General features: G+C 66.6%; 10 protein-coding genes. 6 read left to right on the top strand and 4 right to left on the bottom strand.

The annotated features are described in order from the left end of the window. Positions 1-13: 13 nt before the first annotated feature. Positions 14-2,617, bottom strand: coding sequence for a LuxR C-terminal-related transcriptional regulator (locus tag BZG29_RS23965; protein WP_150131038.1), 2,604 nt, complete (start codon positions 2,615-2,617; stop codon positions 14-16). A 192-nt stretch (positions 2,618-2,809) separates the two neighbouring features. After that, a complete protein-coding gene (locus BZG29_RS23960; protein ID WP_077408178.1) occupies positions 2,810-4,210 on the bottom strand; it encodes a PLP-dependent aminotransferase family protein in 1,401 nt (466 codons plus the stop codon). Positions 4,211-4,586: 376 nt separating this feature from the next. Here BZG29_RS23960 and BZG29_RS23955 point away from each other — a divergent pair, with 376 nt between their 5' ends. From BZG29_RS23955 to BZG29_RS23930, 6 genes are all read left to right on the top strand, one after another. Continuing rightward, positions 4,587-4,940, top strand: coding sequence for a YqjD family protein (locus BZG29_RS23955; protein WP_077408176.1), 354 nt, complete (start codon positions 4,587-4,589; stop codon positions 4,938-4,940). A 246-nt stretch (positions 4,941-5,186) separates the two neighbouring features. Continuing rightward, positions 5,187-7,598, top strand: a complete 2,412-nt coding sequence (locus tag BZG29_RS23950; protein WP_077408173.1) for a catalase — start codon at positions 5,187-5,189, stop codon at positions 7,596-7,598. Between the two features lie 185 nt (positions 7,599-7,783). After that, positions 7,784-9,478, top strand: coding sequence for an MFS transporter (locus BZG29_RS23945; protein ID WP_077408171.1), 1,695 nt, complete (start codon positions 7,784-7,786; stop codon positions 9,476-9,478). Continuing rightward, positions 9,465-10,637 (top strand): HlyD family secretion protein, encoded by a 1,173-nt coding sequence (locus BZG29_RS23940; RefSeq protein WP_077408169.1) that lies wholly within the window; start codon positions 9,465-9,467, stop codon positions 10,635-10,637. Before BZG29_RS23945 ends, BZG29_RS23940 begins: the two co-directional genes overlap by 14 nt. After that, positions 10,634-12,028, top strand: a complete 1,395-nt coding sequence (locus tag BZG29_RS23935; protein WP_077408167.1) for an efflux transporter outer membrane subunit — start codon at positions 10,634-10,636, stop codon at positions 12,026-12,028. Before BZG29_RS23940 ends, BZG29_RS23935 begins: the two co-directional genes overlap by 4 nt. A 95-nt stretch (positions 12,029-12,123) precedes the next feature. After that, the gene (locus BZG29_RS23930; protein ID WP_171985096.1) at positions 12,124-12,864 is read left to right on the top strand and encodes a tetratricopeptide repeat protein; all 741 of its coding nucleotides are present in this window, start codon (positions 12,124-12,126) and stop codon (positions 12,862-12,864) included. Positions 12,865-12,883: 19 nt separating this feature from the next. Here the strand turns inward: BZG29_RS23930 and BZG29_RS23925 are convergent, their stop codons facing one another. Both BZG29_RS23925 and BZG29_RS23920 read right to left on the bottom strand, forming a co-directional pair. Further along, on the bottom strand, positions 12,884-13,861 hold the full coding sequence (locus tag BZG29_RS23925) for a hypothetical protein (RefSeq protein WP_077408163.1): 978 nt from the start codon (positions 13,859-13,861) through the stop codon (positions 12,884-12,886). A 131-nt stretch (positions 13,862-13,992) separates the two neighbouring features. Then, complete coding sequence (locus BZG29_RS23920) at positions 13,993-17,109, bottom strand: efflux RND transporter permease subunit (RefSeq protein ID WP_077408161.1); 3,117 nt, start codon at positions 17,107-17,109, stop codon at positions 13,993-13,995. Between the last annotated feature and the right edge of the window lie 2 nt (positions 17,110-17,111).

The following is a 17,111-nucleotide window of genomic DNA, read 5'->3' as shown; positions in this document are numbered from 1 at the left end:
GCAAGGGGGCAGGCTATTGCTGGGGCAGCAGCCCCAGCTGGCGGGCGTTGAAGACGGCCTGGCCGCGGTTGCCGGCGTCCAGCTTGCGGAAGATCTGGCCCAGGTGCCACTTTACCGTGCTTACGGAGAGGAACAGGTTGGCGCCGATTTCCTGGTTTGACTTGCCCTGCGCCACCAGCGACAGCAGCGCGTACTCGGTCTGCGTCAGCGTCACCGCCGGCGGCGCGGCGTCGGCGGCCGCGCCGGCCGCCCGCAGCACGGCATCGAGGTGGGTGGCGGCGGCGATGCTGAGCAGATGACGCGACTTGGCCTGCATGTGCGCCAGCAGCGGATGGATGTCGGGGCCTTCGTCGAGGAAGCTGCGCACCATGCCCGAGCGCGCCGCCTGCTCCAGGGCCAGGGCCAGTTCCCGCTGCGCGTCCTTGGGCAAGCCGTTGCGCTGCAGGGCGATCGCCAGCAGCACGCGCAGCTTGGTGGCGCGCCACAGGCGCCCGGCCGCCAGCGCATGCGCCAGCAACTGGCCGATGCGCGCCAGCGCTTCGCCGGGCGCCGCATGGATCATCAGGCGTGCCTGGACGATGCCGGCGCCGTCGATCTCCTGGCAGGAAACGATGCAGCGCTCGTGCCCGGGCCAGCTGGCATCGAGCAGCAGGGCGGCGTAGCCGGCCACCGACTCGGGGCGCGCCGTCTGGATCGCCATGCGCGACAGTTCTCCCTCGAGCGCCGCGCGCGCCGGCGAGGCGGAGCGCGGATGGCCTTGCATGATCTGCCCCTCCAGCCAGCGTGTCGCGGCAGCGGAATTTTCCTTGATGGCCAGCATGCGCGCCTGCACGATGGAGACGGCGCTCAGCGAGTCCCATGGCAAGCCCAGCGGGATCAGGCTGCGGGCGAAGGTCAGGCGCGAGGCCACCAGGTCGAGAGCGTTGCGCTCATAGTCGATCAGCAGGATCAGGCCCGCGCTGAACGGGTACAGCAGGGCCGGCGAGATCTTGTCGCTGTGGCGCTGGGCCAGCGCGTCGATGGCCGCCAGTTGCTGCAGCGCGGCGTCAAAATTGCCCTGGATCGCATCGAGGTAGGCTTGCAGGAAGTAGACGATGGCTAGGCCGGAAATGGTGCCCGATTCGCGGCAGGCGCGGCGCGCCTCGATGAGCAGCGCGGCTGCTTCGTCGAGCATGCCGCGCCACAGGCAGGTGTAGGCCGCCACGTAGGCCAGGGTGGCGCGGTCGTTCGGATTGGCCTGGCGCTGCTGCGGCCAGTCGCGGTCCGCCAGCGCGATGGTGCGCGCGGTGTCGCCGTCGAGGAAAGCCAGCACGGGGTCGAGCGCGCGCAAGCCTTCGCCGTAGAGCGGGTCGGCGTGCGGCTTGCCTGCCTGCTGGCGGAAGTAGTCGAGCCAGCGCGCCAGGTCGTCGCGCCGCGACGAGTACACCATGCCCACCACGAGCGCGCTGGTGAGGGCCGGGCGGCGCTTCAGCAACGCGTCGGGCAACTGGTCGCACCACTGGATAATGCTGGGGAACTGGCCGTGCAGGCGCAGCTGGCCGACGATGCTCTCGAGGGTATCGGCCGCCTGTTCGCATTCGCCGCCCTTGAGGAAATAATCGATCGCTTCGAAGGCGTAGCCGTGGCCCGTCAGCCAGCCTGCCGCCCGCACATAGATGGCCGGCGGCGGCCGGTGGTGCAGCACGATGTGCTCGGCGAACAGCGGGTGGTAGCGGAACCAGTTGTTTTGCAGCGGCTGGATCGGCAGGCCGGCCGCGCGGATGGCGGCGATCAGCCGCGCGCTGTCGCCGCTGGCGCGCACGCAGTCGGCCAGTTCGGCGTGAAAGGAGCTCAGCGCCGCCGTCGCGATGAGAAACTCCTTGATGTCGTCGCTCTGTGCTTCGAACACTTCCTCGGCCAGGTATTCGCCCAGGTCGCGCAGGCCCGGCAATTGCGGCAACGCAACATGGCCGCGGCCTTGCAGCCGCTTCCAGGCCAGGCCGATGAGCTCGACGGCGGCAGGCCAGCCTTCGCTGGTCCGCTGCAGCAGGGCCACGTCGGCCGCGGACAGGTCGAACTGGGCGCGCTGCAGGTAGCTGGCCGTCTCGGCCTGGCTGAACTGCAGGTCTTCCATGTCCAGCTCGAGCAGCGCGCCATTGGCTTTCAGCGCCGCCACGCTGTGGCCGCGCAGCGAGCGGGCGCCGATGAACACGCTCATCGGCGCCGGCAGCACGTCGGCGATCAGTGTGAACACGAGTGCGATATTGCTCGTGTCGAGCAGTTCCACGTCGTCGAGGAAGAGGTGGGTGACGCACGTATCGCCCAGACGCACATAGTTGTCCTGCGGCGGCTCGGGCGTGACGAGCAGGGCGGCGCGCATGCCCAGCAGCAGGCGGGCGGGATCATTGTCGCTGCTGTCGAACGTCAGCCAGGCCACGTTTCCTCCTGCCGCGCTGGCATCGGCGCGGATCATGCGCATCAGCGACGTCTTGCCGTAGCCAGCCGGCGCGCGCAGCAGCACCAGGCGAAACGCACCAAGGGAGGAGAGCTTGCGCAACACCTGTTCCCGCTCCATCAGGGGGCGGGCGGTAGAGGGGGGCGCAAGCTTGAGGGTGTTGAGGTCTAACAATTTATTCATGTCCCCCGATGGCAAGAAAGCGCCTGCAATCGGCCATCCGGGCGGATGGTCAAAGCGGTTTGTATCGTCGCATAGAACTATTCGGACAAGCAATCAAATTGTGGGCAAGGGGGCAGGCACGGGTTTTCCGTGGATGTTTCGCCACAGCGGGGAGCGCAGTGCGGGAGGCAGGAGAGTCACTGCCTTGTTCGCTTAAATCACGAACTCGCGCCGCACGGCCGGCTTGTGCGCCAGCAGCAGCGATAATTTCTTCAATGCGCTGGCCAGGCGCGCGCGGTCGCGGATGCTGCCCAGCGAGATGCGGATGGCGTTCGGCGGGCGGTTGTCGTAGAAGGCGTCGGACGCCGTGACGGCCACGCCCTGGGCGCGGGCGGTGGCGGCCAGTTCGCGCGAGGTCCAGTAGCCGGGCAGCGAAAACCACACGTGGATGCCATCGCTGCGCGGGTGAGTGGCGCCCGTCAGGATGCTGCGGATGACGTCCTGGCGCGCATCGGCTTCGCTGCGTATGCCGGCCAGCAGCGCGTGCGCGGAGCCGTCGTGTATCCATTGTGTCGTCAGCGCCGTCGTCACGGGCGTGGCCATCAGGCTGAAAGAGCGCAGGGCGTCCAGGAAGCGTTCGCGCAGCTGCGTGTCGGCGATCAAGGTATAGGCCATGCGCAGGCCCGGCGCCAGGCATTTCGACAGGGTGGCGATGTAGGATACGTGGGCGGGCGCGTAATGCGCCAGGGGCGGCGGTGCATCGGACGCCAGCAGCCAGTACGGATCGTCCTCGATGATGTGCATGCCGCAGCGCTGGGCCACTTGCGTGATGGCCAGGCGGCGCGCGGCCGGCATGGTGTGCGCCGTGGGGTTTTGCAGGGTGGGATTCAAGTACACGAGGCGCGCGCGGTGCTTGCGGCCGGCTTTTTCCAGCGCTTCGGGCAGCATGCCATCCGCATCCGTTTCCACGACGACGGCCTTGCGGTTCAGCTGTCCCGCCGCCGAGCGCAAGCCCGGATACACGGCCGGCTCCGTCAAGATGGCGTCGCCGGGCCGGCTCAGGGTCAAAATCAGCGCCGCCAGCGCCGCCTGCGCGCCGGGGCAGGCGACGACGTGTTCCCCATCGACGTTGCCGAACATGGGGGCGAGCCAGGCCGCGCCCGCCGCGCGGTCGGCCTGGCTGCCGCCGCCCAGGTGATAACTCATCAACAGATCGCTGTCCGTGCGCATCAGCACCTGCGCCACGCCCTGTTTCAGCAGGTCGTCGAAATCCACGCCCACGGGCGGCGGCGGGATGTTCATGCTCAGGTCCAGCATCTGCGTCAATTCCACTTTCGGCGCCGCCACGTAGGTGCCGCGCGCGCCGTGCCCTTCCAGCAGGTTGCGGCGCTTGGCTTCGTCGTAGGCGCGCGTCACGGTCGTCAGGTCGACCTGGAACAGGGCGGCCAGGCTGCGCTGCGGCGGCAAGCGGTCGCCCGGGCGCAGGCTGCCGCCGGACAGCGCGCGCTCGAGCATGTCGGCGATCTGCAGGTAGCGCGGACCGCCGTGCTGCACGAACGGCGTGACCCACGCACTTGCATGGTCATCTTTTTGTATGGATTTAGACTGAGACATTTTGTCTTGATGTATGTATTTTATTGCTTGCATTATGCGTAAAATCCGCATAAAAATCCATGCATTTATATGGGGCCGGCTTTCTCGTCGGGGCGGAGCATGCCTCACGCAGCATTACTCCCCGCCCGTCGCATCAGGCCGGCGGGGATTGTTATTTCTGGCAGGCATTTAAGTCTGGCCTTCAAGGTGTGGCAGCGCACGGTGGCGCATGGCAGGCGCGGTTAAGGTAGTGCCAACAGCTTGCTGCTGATCCACTGTTTGATATGGCTCAGCCCGGCAGCGTTTAGCCGCTTCTTTTTCCCAGAAGCGAGGAGAATCATGATTCGGTCACGGCATCGAGCATGGTTGAAATTATTCACTGTTAAAGGAAACCATCATGAACGCGATTGAAAAAACCAGCTCCGATATCAACGGCACCGCCCAGGATACCCGCCAGGACTTGCACCGCACGATCGACAAGGTGGCAAGCCAGGCCCAGCCCCTGGCCGACAAGATGGCCACGCGCGCCCACGACGGCGTGGACCAGGTGGGCGACCGCATCGACCAGGTCAGCGACAGCGTCAGCAAGGCTTCCGAACGCCTGATGGCGCGCGGCAAGCAATTGGGCGCCGCCTGCCAGCGCGCCGGCGAGACGGGCCGCGATTACGTGCGCGAACGGCCGGCCGTGTCCCTGCTGATTGCGGCAGCGGCCGGGTATGGCCTGTCGAAATTGCTGGGTTCGCGTAAATAAGTTTTACGCCTTCCTGGTCGGCATTTGTCGTGGGCGCTGTTCCCTTCGCCGTGATGGCGGAGGAAACAGCGCCCACGCGCATAGGGTAGTAGCTAGTAGCAGGTCGTAAAGGAGAGTGAAGATGCGCTCCATTTTGTTGTGGTTGATCGGTGTACCTATTCCCATCATTGTTTTGATTGCCCTGTTCGTGCGCTGAATGAGGGAGTTGTAGCGTTCTCCCGGGGCAGACTACTCACAGGAGATGTAATGGCTACCAACAAGAAAACGCCGTCCACGGACGGTGCTGGTTCCGTATTGAGCAGCATGTCCGGCCCATCCGACAGCAATGCGCCGCACAGCCTGGGTGCGGACAATGACCTGACCCGCGCGCTGCTGCAAAAGACGGCCGCCGGCCAGCAGCTGTCCGCCGCCATGGCCGTCAATCCCAAGGAGGAGGGCCAGTATGGCGAGGCGGCGCGCACGCCGGCCGAAGGCGTGCATGTGGCAACCGGCGAAGCGCTGGCCACGGCCAGCACCACGGGCGAAATGATACCTTCCCCGAAGACGGGCGATGGCCAGCCCGCGCTGGGCGAGAATGCGTTGAATAGTTCGCTGGATCACGCCCGCAGCGACGACAGCGGCTGCGTGCTGACGACCAACCAGGGCGTGCCCGTTGGCGACAACCAGAATTCGCTGAAGGCGGGCTTGCGCGGCCCCACCCTGATGGAAGACTTTATCCTGCGCGAAAAGCTCACGCACTTCGACCATGAGCGCATCCCCGAGCGCGTCGTGCATGCGCGCGGCTCGGCCGCCCACGGCTATTTCGAATGCTACAAGGAGCAAAGCAAGCACACGCGCGCCGCGCCATTCGCCAAGGCGGGCAAGCGCACGCCCGTCTTCGTGCGTTTTTCCACGGTGGCCGGCGAACGCGGTTCCACCGACACGGCGCGCGACGTGCGCGGCTTCGCCGTGAAGTTTTACACGGACGAGGGCAACTGGGACCTGGTCGGCAATAACATCCCCGTCTTCTTCATCCAGGATGCGATGAAGTTCCCCGACCTGATCCACGCCGTCAAGCCCGAGCCGCACAATGGCATGCCGCAGGCGGCCAGCGCGCACGACACCTTCTGGGACTTCGCCTCGCTGTCGCCGGAAATCACGCACATGCTGATGTGGGCCATGTCGGACCGCGCCATCCCGCGCAGTTTCCGCATGATGCAGGGCTTCGGCGTGCATACCTTCCGCCTCGTGAATGCGAAGGGCCAGTCCGTCTTCTGCAAATTCCACTGGTCGCCCATGGCCGGCACGTATTCGCTGGTGTGGGATGAAGCCGTCAAGCTCAGCGGCGCCGATTCCGACTTCCACCGGCGCGACCTGTGGGAAGCCATCGAGTGCGGCGCGTATCCCGAATACGAGCTGTCCTTCCAGCTCTTCACGGAAGCGCAGGCCGAAGCGTTCCCCTTCGACGTGCTCGACCCCACCAAGCTGATTCCCGAAGAACTCGTGCCGCTGGTCCCCGTCGGGAAGATGGTCTTGAACCGCAATCCCGACAATTTTTTTGCGGAGACGGAGCAGGTGGCGTTCTGCACGGCGCACATCGTCCCCGGCATCGATTTTTCCAACGACCCGCTGCTGCAGGGGCGCATCCACTCCTACGTCGACACGCAGATCACGCGCCTGGGCGGCGCCAATTTCCATGAAATTCCCATCAACTCGCCGCTGGCGCCGTTGCACAACAACCAGCGCGACGGCATCCACCGCCAGGCCATCAACCGTGGCCGGGTCGCCTACGAGCCCAATTCGCTGGCGGGCGGCTGTCCGTTCCAGGCGGGCGCGAAGGGGTTCAACAGTTTTCCCGCGCCCGTCGAAGGCGACAAGGTGCGCGGCAAGCCCGAGAAGTTCGCCGAGCACTTCGGCCAGGCGCGCCTGTTCTGGATCAGCCAGACGCCGGTCGAACAGGACCATATCGTGCACGCGTTCCGCTTTGAACTGAGCAAGGTGCAGACGGTGGCCATCCGCAAGCGCATCGTCGCCATGCTGCGCAATGTCGACGAGACCCTGGCGCAGCGCCTGGCCGATGGCCTGGGCCTGGCGCTGCCGCCCGTCATGCCGCGCGCCTCCATGCTGCCGATCCCCACGTATCCGCCGTCGCCGGCCCTGTCGCTCTTTTTCCGTCCCGGCAAGACGGGCATCCATACCCTGCGCGTGGCCATCCTGGTGGGGCCGGGCAGCGATGGCGCGCAGGTGCGCAATATCTATGCCTCGCTGCTGGCCGATGGCGCCGTGCCGCGCCTGGTGGGCAGCCACCTGGGGAAAGTCGACACCAGCGGCGGTGCGCCGCTTGACGTGGAAATCTCGCTCGAGGCGGGACCGTCCGTGCTGTTCGACGCCGTCGTGGTGCCGGACGGCCAGGGCGCCGTGCAGCAGCTGGGCGGCGACGCCAACGCGCTCGACTTCCTGCGCCTGCAATACCGCCACTGCAAGCCCATGCTGGCTGTCGGCGCGGGCAAGGACTTGCTGGACAAGGCGGGCGTGCCGGTGGCATTGCCCGATGGCAAGCCCGATCCCGCCATCATCGTCGCGCCGTCCGGCGACGTGGTGAAAGCCGTGGCGGCCTTCAAGAAGGCGCTGGCCGCGCACCGGGCGTTTGCGCGCGAGACGGATCCGCCGCGGGTGTGAGTGGCGGCACCGGGGCCGGATCCGCCGGCCCCGGTGCCTACTGCGTTGCATGTGCAACGCCATGCAACAATGTAAACAATAAAAACGTCCTGCGGTGATATGCTGCTGACTAGAACTGTTCATTTGCAACTATTTATATAACGGCAGCAAGGAACGGCTTCAGCAAACCGGATCGCGATTACCGCATGGACAAGTACACACCTCGCACCTGGGGGCCGGGCGAACGCCCGACCTTGCCCGGGTCGCCATCGATGCCCGAACATTCGACGCCCAAGCGTGTCGCGTACTTCCTCGTCGGCCTGATCGTCGCGCTGACGGGGGGGCTGGGCAACGGCCTGGTGACGGCCAATCTGCTGAACCTGCAAGGTTCGCTGGCCGCCTATGCCTACCAGATGCAGTGGCTGCCGGCCGCCTACGTGATGACCATCGTGTCCATGAATCTGCTGCTGGTGAAGTTTCGCCAGCAGTTCGGCCTGCGCCTGTTCACGGAAGCGTTCCTGGTGCTGTATGCGCTCGTCACCTTCGCCCACTTGTATGCGAATACCTTGCCGTCGGCCATCGCCGTGCGCGCCGCGCATGGCATGGTGGGCGGCGCGCTGGGGGTGCTGGGGCTGTACTACACCCTGCAGGCGTTTCCCGCGCGGCACCGCCTGAAGGGCGTGGTGCTGGGCCTCGGTTTTGCCCAGCTGGCGCTGCCGCTGGCGCGCATCTTCACCTCCGAACTGCTGCAGATCGGCGAATGGCACGGCCTGTACCTGTTCGAGCTGGGGCTGGCCCTGCTGGCGCTGGGCTGCGTGCTGGCCCTGAAACTGCCGCCCGGCGACAGGGTGCAAACGTTCGAGCCGCTCGATTTCCTCACCTTCGTCCTGTTCGCGCCCGGCGTGGCCCTGCTGTGCGCCGTGCTGGCGCAGGGGCGCACGGCGTGGTGGATGGAATCCGAATGGGTGGGCGTATGTCTGGCGTGCTCCATCGTGCTGATCGCCGCTTCGCTGGCCATCGAGCATAACCGCGCGCGCCCGCTGCTCAATACGCGCTGGCTCACCACGGGCAAGATCGCCAAGCTGTTCTTGTCCGTGCTGCTGTTTCGCATCGTGCTGTCCGAATCGACGGGGGCCGTGGGCTTCCTGCAGGCGCTGGGCTTGAACACGGACCAGATGCAGAACCTGTTCATCGTGGTGCTGCTGGGCAGCGTGGCGGGCCTGGTGGTCAGCGCGCTGACGATCAATCCGGCTACCCTGAACCGCTCGCTGATGTTCGCGCTGCTGCTGATCGCCGCCGGCGCCCTGATCGACGCGCACGCCACCAGCCAGACGCGCCCCGTCAACATGTATGTCAGCCAGTTCCTGCTGGCCTTTGGCGGCACGTATTTCCTCGGCCCCACGATGGTGGCCGGCATGGGTGCCGTGATCGCCGAACCGCGCAACCTGGTGAGTTTTTCCGTGATGTTTACCATGACGCAGAACCTGGGCGGCTTGCTCGGCTCGGCCATCGTCGGCACGATCCAGACGGCGCGCGAAAAATACCATTCCAGCTACCTGGTCGACCATCTCACCCTGCTCGACCCGCAGGTGGCCGCGCGCGTGCAGTCCGGAGCCGCAAGCTATGGCGGCGTGCTGACGGACCCTGCCTTGCGCAGCGCCCAGGGCGTGGCGCGCCTGGGCGGCATCGCCACGCGCGAAGCCAATGTGCTGGCCTATAACGATGTCTTTTTGATGATCGCCGGCGTCGCCATCGCCACCCTGATCTGGATGCTGGTCAGCCAATCCTGGACCCGCATCACCACCGGCGCGCGTCGCCTGGTCGGCCCCGTGCGCGATGCGCAGACGGCCATGGCCATCGTCCCCATTACCAATTCGGAACCGAGCAATGACAGAAAATAACAATCCGCCACCAGCATCGACGGCGCCAGCAGCCGCACCCGCCGCCCCTTCCACGGCGCAGCCGGACCGGCGCCACCAGTGGCTGTCCGCGCTGGCCTTTGCCGCCGTGGCCCTGGTGGGCGTGCTGATCGTGCTGTACGCGTGGCGGCTGCCGCCGTTCACCAGCCCCGTCGTGACGACGGAAAACGCCACCGTGCGGGGCCAGGTGACCATCATCGGCACGCAGCTGTCCGGCTATGTGGTGGAAGTGACGGTGCAGGATTTCATGGACGTCAAGGAAGGCCAGCTGCTGGTGCGCATCGACGACCGCATCTACCAGCAGCACTACGAGCAGGCGCAGGCCCAGCTGGCGGCGCAGCAGGCGGCGCTGTCGAACTGGGCGCAGCAAAAGGCCAGCGCGCAGGCGGGCATTTCCGTCAGCGAGGCGGCGCTGGCCAATGCGGAAGCGCAGGCGCGTAAGGCCAGCGCCGACCTCAATCGCGTGGAACAATTGGTGGCCGACGGTTCCCTGTCGCAGCGCGAACACGACCAGTCGCGCGCCACGCAGGCGCAGATGGCGGCCGCGCTGGCGCAGGCGCGGGCCAATCTCGACATCGCCCAGCAAAGCGTGCATTCCGTGGTGGTCAACAAACAGGCCCTGGAAGCGGCGGTGGCGAACGCGCAGGCGGCCGTCAAGGCGGCGAAGATCGACCTCGATAACACGCGCATCGTGGCCCCTTCCGACGGCCAGCTGGGCCAGGTGACGGTGCGCCAGGGTGCGTACGTGAATTCGGGTGCGCAGCTGATGGCGCTGGTGCCGCGCCAGATGTGGGTCATCGCCAATTTCAAGGAAACGCAGATGAATGGCGTGCAGGAGGGGCAGAGCGCCACCTTCCACGTCGATGCGCTCGACGGCGCCGTGCTGACGGGCCAGGTCGAGCGCATCTCGCCGGCCACCGGTTCCGAGTTTTCCGTGCTGCCGGCCGATAATGCGACGGGCAATTACCTCAAAATCGCCCAGCGCATTCCCGTGCGCATCCGCATCGATGCGGGGCAGGCGAATGCGCGCCGGCTCGTGCCCGGCATGTCGGTGGTGGTCAGCGTCGACACGTCCGCCGTGCTGAACGACTCGGCGGATAATCCGGCGCCGCCGCCACCGCCGAAGAAGGCCAAGCCATGAAGCGCCATGTCCTGCTGATGGCCGGCGCGCTGGCGCTGGCCGGCTGCGCCGCCACCGCGCCGCCGCAGCCAGTATCGGCATTGCAGCTGCCGTCCGGCTGGCGCGCGCAGGCGGCCGGTGCGCCGGCCGCCGATGGCGCGCAGGTGGAGCAGCTGTGGTGGCAGGCGTTTGGCGATCCGGTCTTGAGCGACCTGGTGGGCGAGGCGCTGGCGCGCAATGGCGACTTGCGCGTGGCGCACGCCCGCGTGCAGGAATACCGCGCGCGCCTGGCGCAGGCCGACGCGAACCGCGCGCCCAACCTGGCGTTCGACGGCTCGCCGACGCGCACGCGCACCCTGGCGTCCAGCGGTAAACCGTATGTGACGAATGTCTTCCAGGCCGAACTGCAGGCCAGCTATGAAATCGACGTGTGGGGCCGGCTGGCCAAGCTCAGTGACGCGGCCGGCGAAAGCTACCGCGCGGAGCAGGCCAGCCTCGATGCGGCGGCCCTGTCGATCGCCGCCAGCGTGGCGACGAGTTACCTGAATCTGCGGGGCCTCGACGCGCAGCTGGAGTTGACGCAATCGACGCTGCAGCTGCGCGAACAGTCGCGCGAGCTGGCGCGCAAGCAGTTCGAGGTGGGCTACAGCTCGCGCCTGGAATGGCTGCAGGCGCAATCGGAATACCATGCGGCGGCCGAGCAGGTGCCGCAGCTGCAGCGGCAGATCTTTGAACAGGAAAACGCGCTGGCCGTCCTCGTTGGCGGCAATCCCGGTCCCATCGCGCGCGGCTTGCCGCTGACCGAACTGGCGGCGCCGGGCGTGCCGGCCGGCTTGCCGTCCGAATTGCTGCGCCGGCGGCCCGACATCGCGCGCGCGGAACACAACCTGGCGGCCGCCAACGCCAGCCTGGCCGCCACGCGCGACCAGCTGCTGCCCTCGTTCAAGCTGACGGCCGTCGGCGGCGGGCAAGCCACGACGCTCACCGATTTCCTGCATGCGCCCACGGCCCTGTGGCGGCTGACGGCGCTGGCGGCCGATCCCCTGTTCGATGGCGGCAGGGTGCAGGCGCAGACGGATGCGGCTGGCGCGCAGCGCGACCAGCTGGCGTACACCTATGAAAACGTGGTGCGCAATGCCTTCGCCGAAACGGAGAACAGCCTGGGCGCCATCTATCGCCTCCAGCAGCAGGCCGTGGAAAACGACGCGCGCCGTGCCACGGCGGCGGACACCCTGCGCATCGCGCATAACCGCTACCGCAATGGCTATGCCTCGTACCTGGAAGAGCTGGACGCCCAGCGTACCCTGTACAGCGCCGACGTGGGCTTGCTGCAACTGAAGACGCGCCTCCTCGTCGCCTCGGTCGACCTGTACCGGGCCATGGGCGGCGGCTGGGCGGCAACGGCGCAATAGGGGCGTGTGCACGGCGTGGCCAGTGTAATATTCTCACCAGGAAAAGCGGCGGCATGGTGCCAGCCGCTTCCATCACGAACGAACGAGGTCGCAGCATGACGATTTTTGGCATAGGCATCCACATCCTGATCGCGGTATTCTTTGCGATTCATGTGGTGCGCAACGGGCAGCAGCTGTACTGGCTGCTCATTTTATTCATGTTCCCGCTGCTGGGCAGCGTGGTGTATTTCTTCGCCATCTACCTGCCTAATTCGCGCCTGCCGCAAGGCGCGCGCAAGGTGGCTTCGGTGGCTGTGCAGGTGCTCGATCCGAACCGCGAACTGCGCGAGGCGAAAGCCGCTTTCGAGTACACGCCGACGGCGCAGAACCAGATGCGCCTGGCCAGCGCGCAGCTGGAGGCGGGCGATGCGCAGGAAGCGGCATCGACGTATGAAGCCTGCCTGCGGGGCGCGTTTTCCTCGGACCTGGAAATTCGCCTGGGCGCAGCACGCGCCTACCTGGAATGCGGACGCGGCGCCGAGGCCTTGACGCACCTGGAGTTCATCCGCCGCACGGATATCCATTTCCGTCCCGAGATGGTGTCGCTGCTGACGGCGCGCGCGCTGGCGCAAAGCGGGCGCCAGCCGGAGGCGAAGGCGGAATTCGACGATGCGCTGGCGCGCTACAACAGCTTCGAGTGCCGCGCCGAATGCGCGATCTGGGCGCTGCAGCAGGGCGACAAGGTATTGTCGGAACGCCTGCTGCTTGATATCGACAGCGCCATGGCCCGCTGGAGCAGCCATACGCGTGCCATGTATGCGCCGCTGCTGGTGCGCCTGGAGGCGGCGCGCCGCTGATTTTTTGCCGGTGCCTGGCTCAGACGCCAGGCACCGTGTTCTTGCCCTCGATCAGCTTGTAGCCCTTGCCATCGAAGGCGTAGCGCGCGTGGCCGTTCAATGGCGTGGCGATGCGCGGCGGATCCTGATCCGGCTTGACCGTGACGCCGGGCTTGATCTTTTCGGAGGCGCCCTTGAAATCGATCAGCAAGTCATCGTAGCTGCCGCCATTGCGCGCCGCCGCAAAGCGCCAGGTGCCTGCCACCATCCAGCATTCCTCCATGTCCGGCGTGCAGGCGCCCATATTGTCCGAATACAGGTCGATGCCGCCATCGAGCGCTGTCACCTTGCCGTCGCCGATTTCAAACAGGGCCAGTTGCGTGATGGTGTAGCCCTGGCCCGTATAGCCATGGCGGATCGCCAGTCCCGGCTTGTTCGCGCCCAGCATGACCCAGTGCACTTCGCCGAGCTGACCCGACGAACCCAGGGCGGCGATGTTTTCCAGCCGCGTCACGACTTGCCACTGGCCGTCTTCGGGCTGGCCCTTGGGAGCCAGGAAAAATACATTCAACAGCCCCGACGAAGCGTGCGCCGATTCCGCCGTGCCTTCCGTGTTGGCCGTTTCCGCATTCGCCACCAGGATGGCGCGGCCATCGGGCAGCAGCTTGTGGCTGACGGCACTGACGACGTAACTGAGTTTGTCGACATGGTTGTCCGGATCGGACAGGTCGGCCAGCGCATCGTCGCTGTCGTTGCGGTAGTCCTTGCCGAAGACGGCGCGCATCATGCCCACTTCGCGCTCGCGCGCTTGCGGCGTGTTCATCGCTTCCGTCCTGGGCGCGGTGGCGGCCGGTGGCGGCACGTGTTCAGCCGATGCCGTGTCGGCTGCGTCAGCGGCTGCGGGGACATCGGTTGCCACGTCAGCTGCCACGTCGGCGCTGGCGGGGGCGGTCTTGTCCGAGCAGGCGCCGAGCAGTGCGGATACCAGTAGCAGGACGAGCGGGGTGCGGTAATTCATAGGCAGGGCAGATTGCGTTCATGGAGAATGGGCGCAGTATGCCAGATAGATGGAAGCGAGGGAGCGCGGCCTGGCGGCCGGTCCTTCGCTTCCTTGCCCGCAGGGGGCGTTTTTGCAAACGGTGGCGGCGCTTATTTTTCCAGCGCCACCTTGTCATCGCGCCGCAGCGGCGCCTTCTGGCGGCGCAGTCTGGCCATGCCGCGCTTGAGCAGGTGCTCCAGGTCGTCGATGTAGGTGAACACGGCCGGCACTACCAGCAGGCTCAGTAAAGTCGACGTGATCAGGCCGCCGATAACGGTAATGGCCATCGGCGAACGGAAGCTGGGGTCGGCGCCCCAGCCCAGCGCCAGCGGCATCATGCCGGCGCCCATGGCGATCGTCGTCATCAGGATGGGCCGGCTGCGCTTGTGGCAAGCGTCGACCAGCGCATCGAAGCGGTTCATGCCGGCCTGGCGCGCCAGGATCGCATAGTCGACCAGCAGGATCGAGTTCTTGGTGACGATCCCCATCAGCATGATCAGGCCGATCATCGACGGCATCGACAGGGCGCTGCCCGTGATCAGGAGGGCCACGAAGGCGCCGCCGATGGACAGCGGCAGCGCCGCCAGGATGGTCACCGGCTGCATGAAGTCCTTGAACAGCAGCACCAGCACGCAGTAGATGCACAGCACGCCGATCAGCATGGCCAGGCCGAAGCTGGCGAACAGCGAAGCCATTTCCTGTGCGTCGCCCAGTTCGGCGATCTTCACGGACGGCGGCAGATTCTTCATCGACGGCAGCGCGCGCGCTTCTTCATTCAGTTCGCCCAGGGTGCGCGAACCGAGTTCCACGTCGAGGGTGACGTTGCGGCTGCGGTTCAAACGGTCGATCTGCGCCGGGCCGCTTTCCATCGTCACGGTAGCCACGTTCGCCAGGCGCACGGGACCATTTTTTCCGGGCACCGTCAGGCGCTCGATGGCGGCGAGGTCGGCGCGCACGCTGTTGGGCAGCTTGACGCGGATCGGTACCTGCCGCTCCGGCAGGTTCATTTTCGTCAGGTCCGTGTCGTAGTCGCCGGCCGTGGCCACGCGCACGGTTTCGCCAATGGCTGCCGCCGTCACGCCCAGGTCGGCGGCCTTGGCAAAATCAGGGCGCACGATGATTTCCGGGCGCACCAGCGAGGCGCTGGAATTGACGTTGCCGATGCCTTTCAGGCCGCGCAGCTCGCGCTCGACTTTCTGTGCCGCCGCCATCAGCGCCACCGGGTCTTCCGAGCGCAGCACCAGCTGCATCTTGACGCCCGTGTCGGGCGGCCCCACCGTGAAGCGCGCGCCGGGTATCGTATCGAGCTTGTGGCGCAGCTGCGTTTCCAGGCCTGCCATCGATTCCTTGCGCTCCGTGCGGTGCACGGTGGTCAGGGTCAGCACGGCGCGGCGCGCCTCGGCCGCCGCGCCGGGGGCGAAGGCGTCGCCGCTGGAGCCGCCGCCAATCGAACTGAAGACGCCCTGGATGCCTGGCGTGCGCATGGCCGCATCGCGCGCCAGGGCCGCCACGGCTTGCGTTTCGCCCAAGGTGGAGCCGGGCGGCAGTTCCAGGTTGATCTGCGTCTGCGCGCGGTCGGCGGCCGGCACGAAGCCCGTCGGCAGCAGGGGTACGAGCGCGATGGCGCCGACAAAGAACAGGGCTGCGGCGATGGCCGTGGTGCCGCGGTGGTTCAGGCACCAGCGCATGACCTTCAGGTAGCGCGTCATCAGCCAGCCGTCCTGTTCTTCCTTGTGCGGCAGCGGTTTCAATATGTAGGCGGCCATCATCGGCGTGAGCAGGCGCGCCACCACCAGCGAGGCCAGCACGGCCAGCACGGCCGTCCAGCCGAACTGCTTGAAGAACAGGCCGGGGATGCCGCTCATGAAGGCCGTCGGCAGGAACACGGCCACCAGCGCGAAGGTGGTGGCGATCACCGCCATGCCGATTTCGTCGGCCGCTTCCATGGCCGCTTCCATGGGCGACTTGCCCATGCGCAGATGGCGCTCGATGTTTTCGATTTCCACGATGGCGTCGTCGACCAGCACGCCGACGACCAGCGCCAGCGACAGCAGGGTGACGGTGTTGAGCGTGTAGCCGAACCAGTAGATGCCGAGGAAGGCCGGCATCACGGACAGGGGCAGGGCGGCCGCGGCCACCAGGGTGGCGCGCCAGTCGCGCAGGAACCACCACACCACCAGCACGGCCAGCAGCGCACCTTCGTACAGCAGCTCCATCGAGCCGTCGAAGTTTTCCTCGACGGGGAAGGCATTGTCGATCGACTGCTGCAGCACCACATTCGGGTTTTCCTTCTGCAGGTCGGCGATGGCGTCGCGCGCGCCCTTGGCGACGGCCACTTCGCTGGCGCCCTTGGTGCGGAACACTTCAAAGGCGACGACCGTCTTGCCATCCTGCTCGGCCAGCGCGCGCGGTTCGGCGACCGTGTCGCGCACGGTGGCCACCTGGTCCAGGCGCACGTGACGCCCGTCCGGCAGCGGCACTTCCACGCGCGACAGTTCATCGGCCGTCTTGACGGTGGCGATGGTGCGCACCGACTGCTCGGCGCCGCTGATGTCGCCCCGCCCGCCGGGCGCTTCGCGCTGCACCAGGCGTAGCTGGCGCGAGACGTCGAGGGCCGACACTTTCAAGGCGGCCATGCGCGCTTCGTCGAGTTCCACCTGGATCTCGCGGTAGACGCCGCCTACGCGGGTGACGGCACCCACGCCGGGCACCGTCAAGAGGCGCTTGGCCACCGTATTGTCGACGAACCAGGACAGGTCAGGCGCGTCGAGCGGGTTGTCCACGCCCCCTTTCGCTGTGGCGATAAAGGTCAGCACCACGCGCCCTGCCGTGGACGCCTTGGTGACGGTGGGGTCGCGCAGCTCGGCCGGCATGTCCGCCTTGACGCGCGCGACGGCGTCGCGCACGTCGTTGACGGCTTCGGCGATCTGCTTTTCCAGGATGAATTCGACGGTTACCGTGACGACGCCGTCGAGCACCTTGGTGTAGATGTTTTTCACGCCTTGCAGGGTGGCGACGGAGTCTTCGATCTTGCGCGCCACTTCCGTTTCAAGCTGGGCCGGCGCAGCGCCGGGCAGCACCGCGCTGACGGTGACGATGGGCAGTTCGATGTCGGGGAAATCCTGCACCGGATTGGCCTTGTAGGCCAGCAAGCCGGCCAGGGTCAGCAGCACGAACAGCATGATGGCCGGGATCGGATTCTTGATCGAGAGGGAGGAGAAATTCATGG

This window comes from Janthinobacterium sp. LM6, from assembly GCF_002002885.1.
Classification (GTDB): domain Bacteria; phylum Pseudomonadota; class Gammaproteobacteria; order Burkholderiales; family Burkholderiaceae_D; genus Janthinobacterium; species Janthinobacterium kumbetense.
This window is presented reverse-complemented; position numbering and strand designations above follow the sequence as displayed.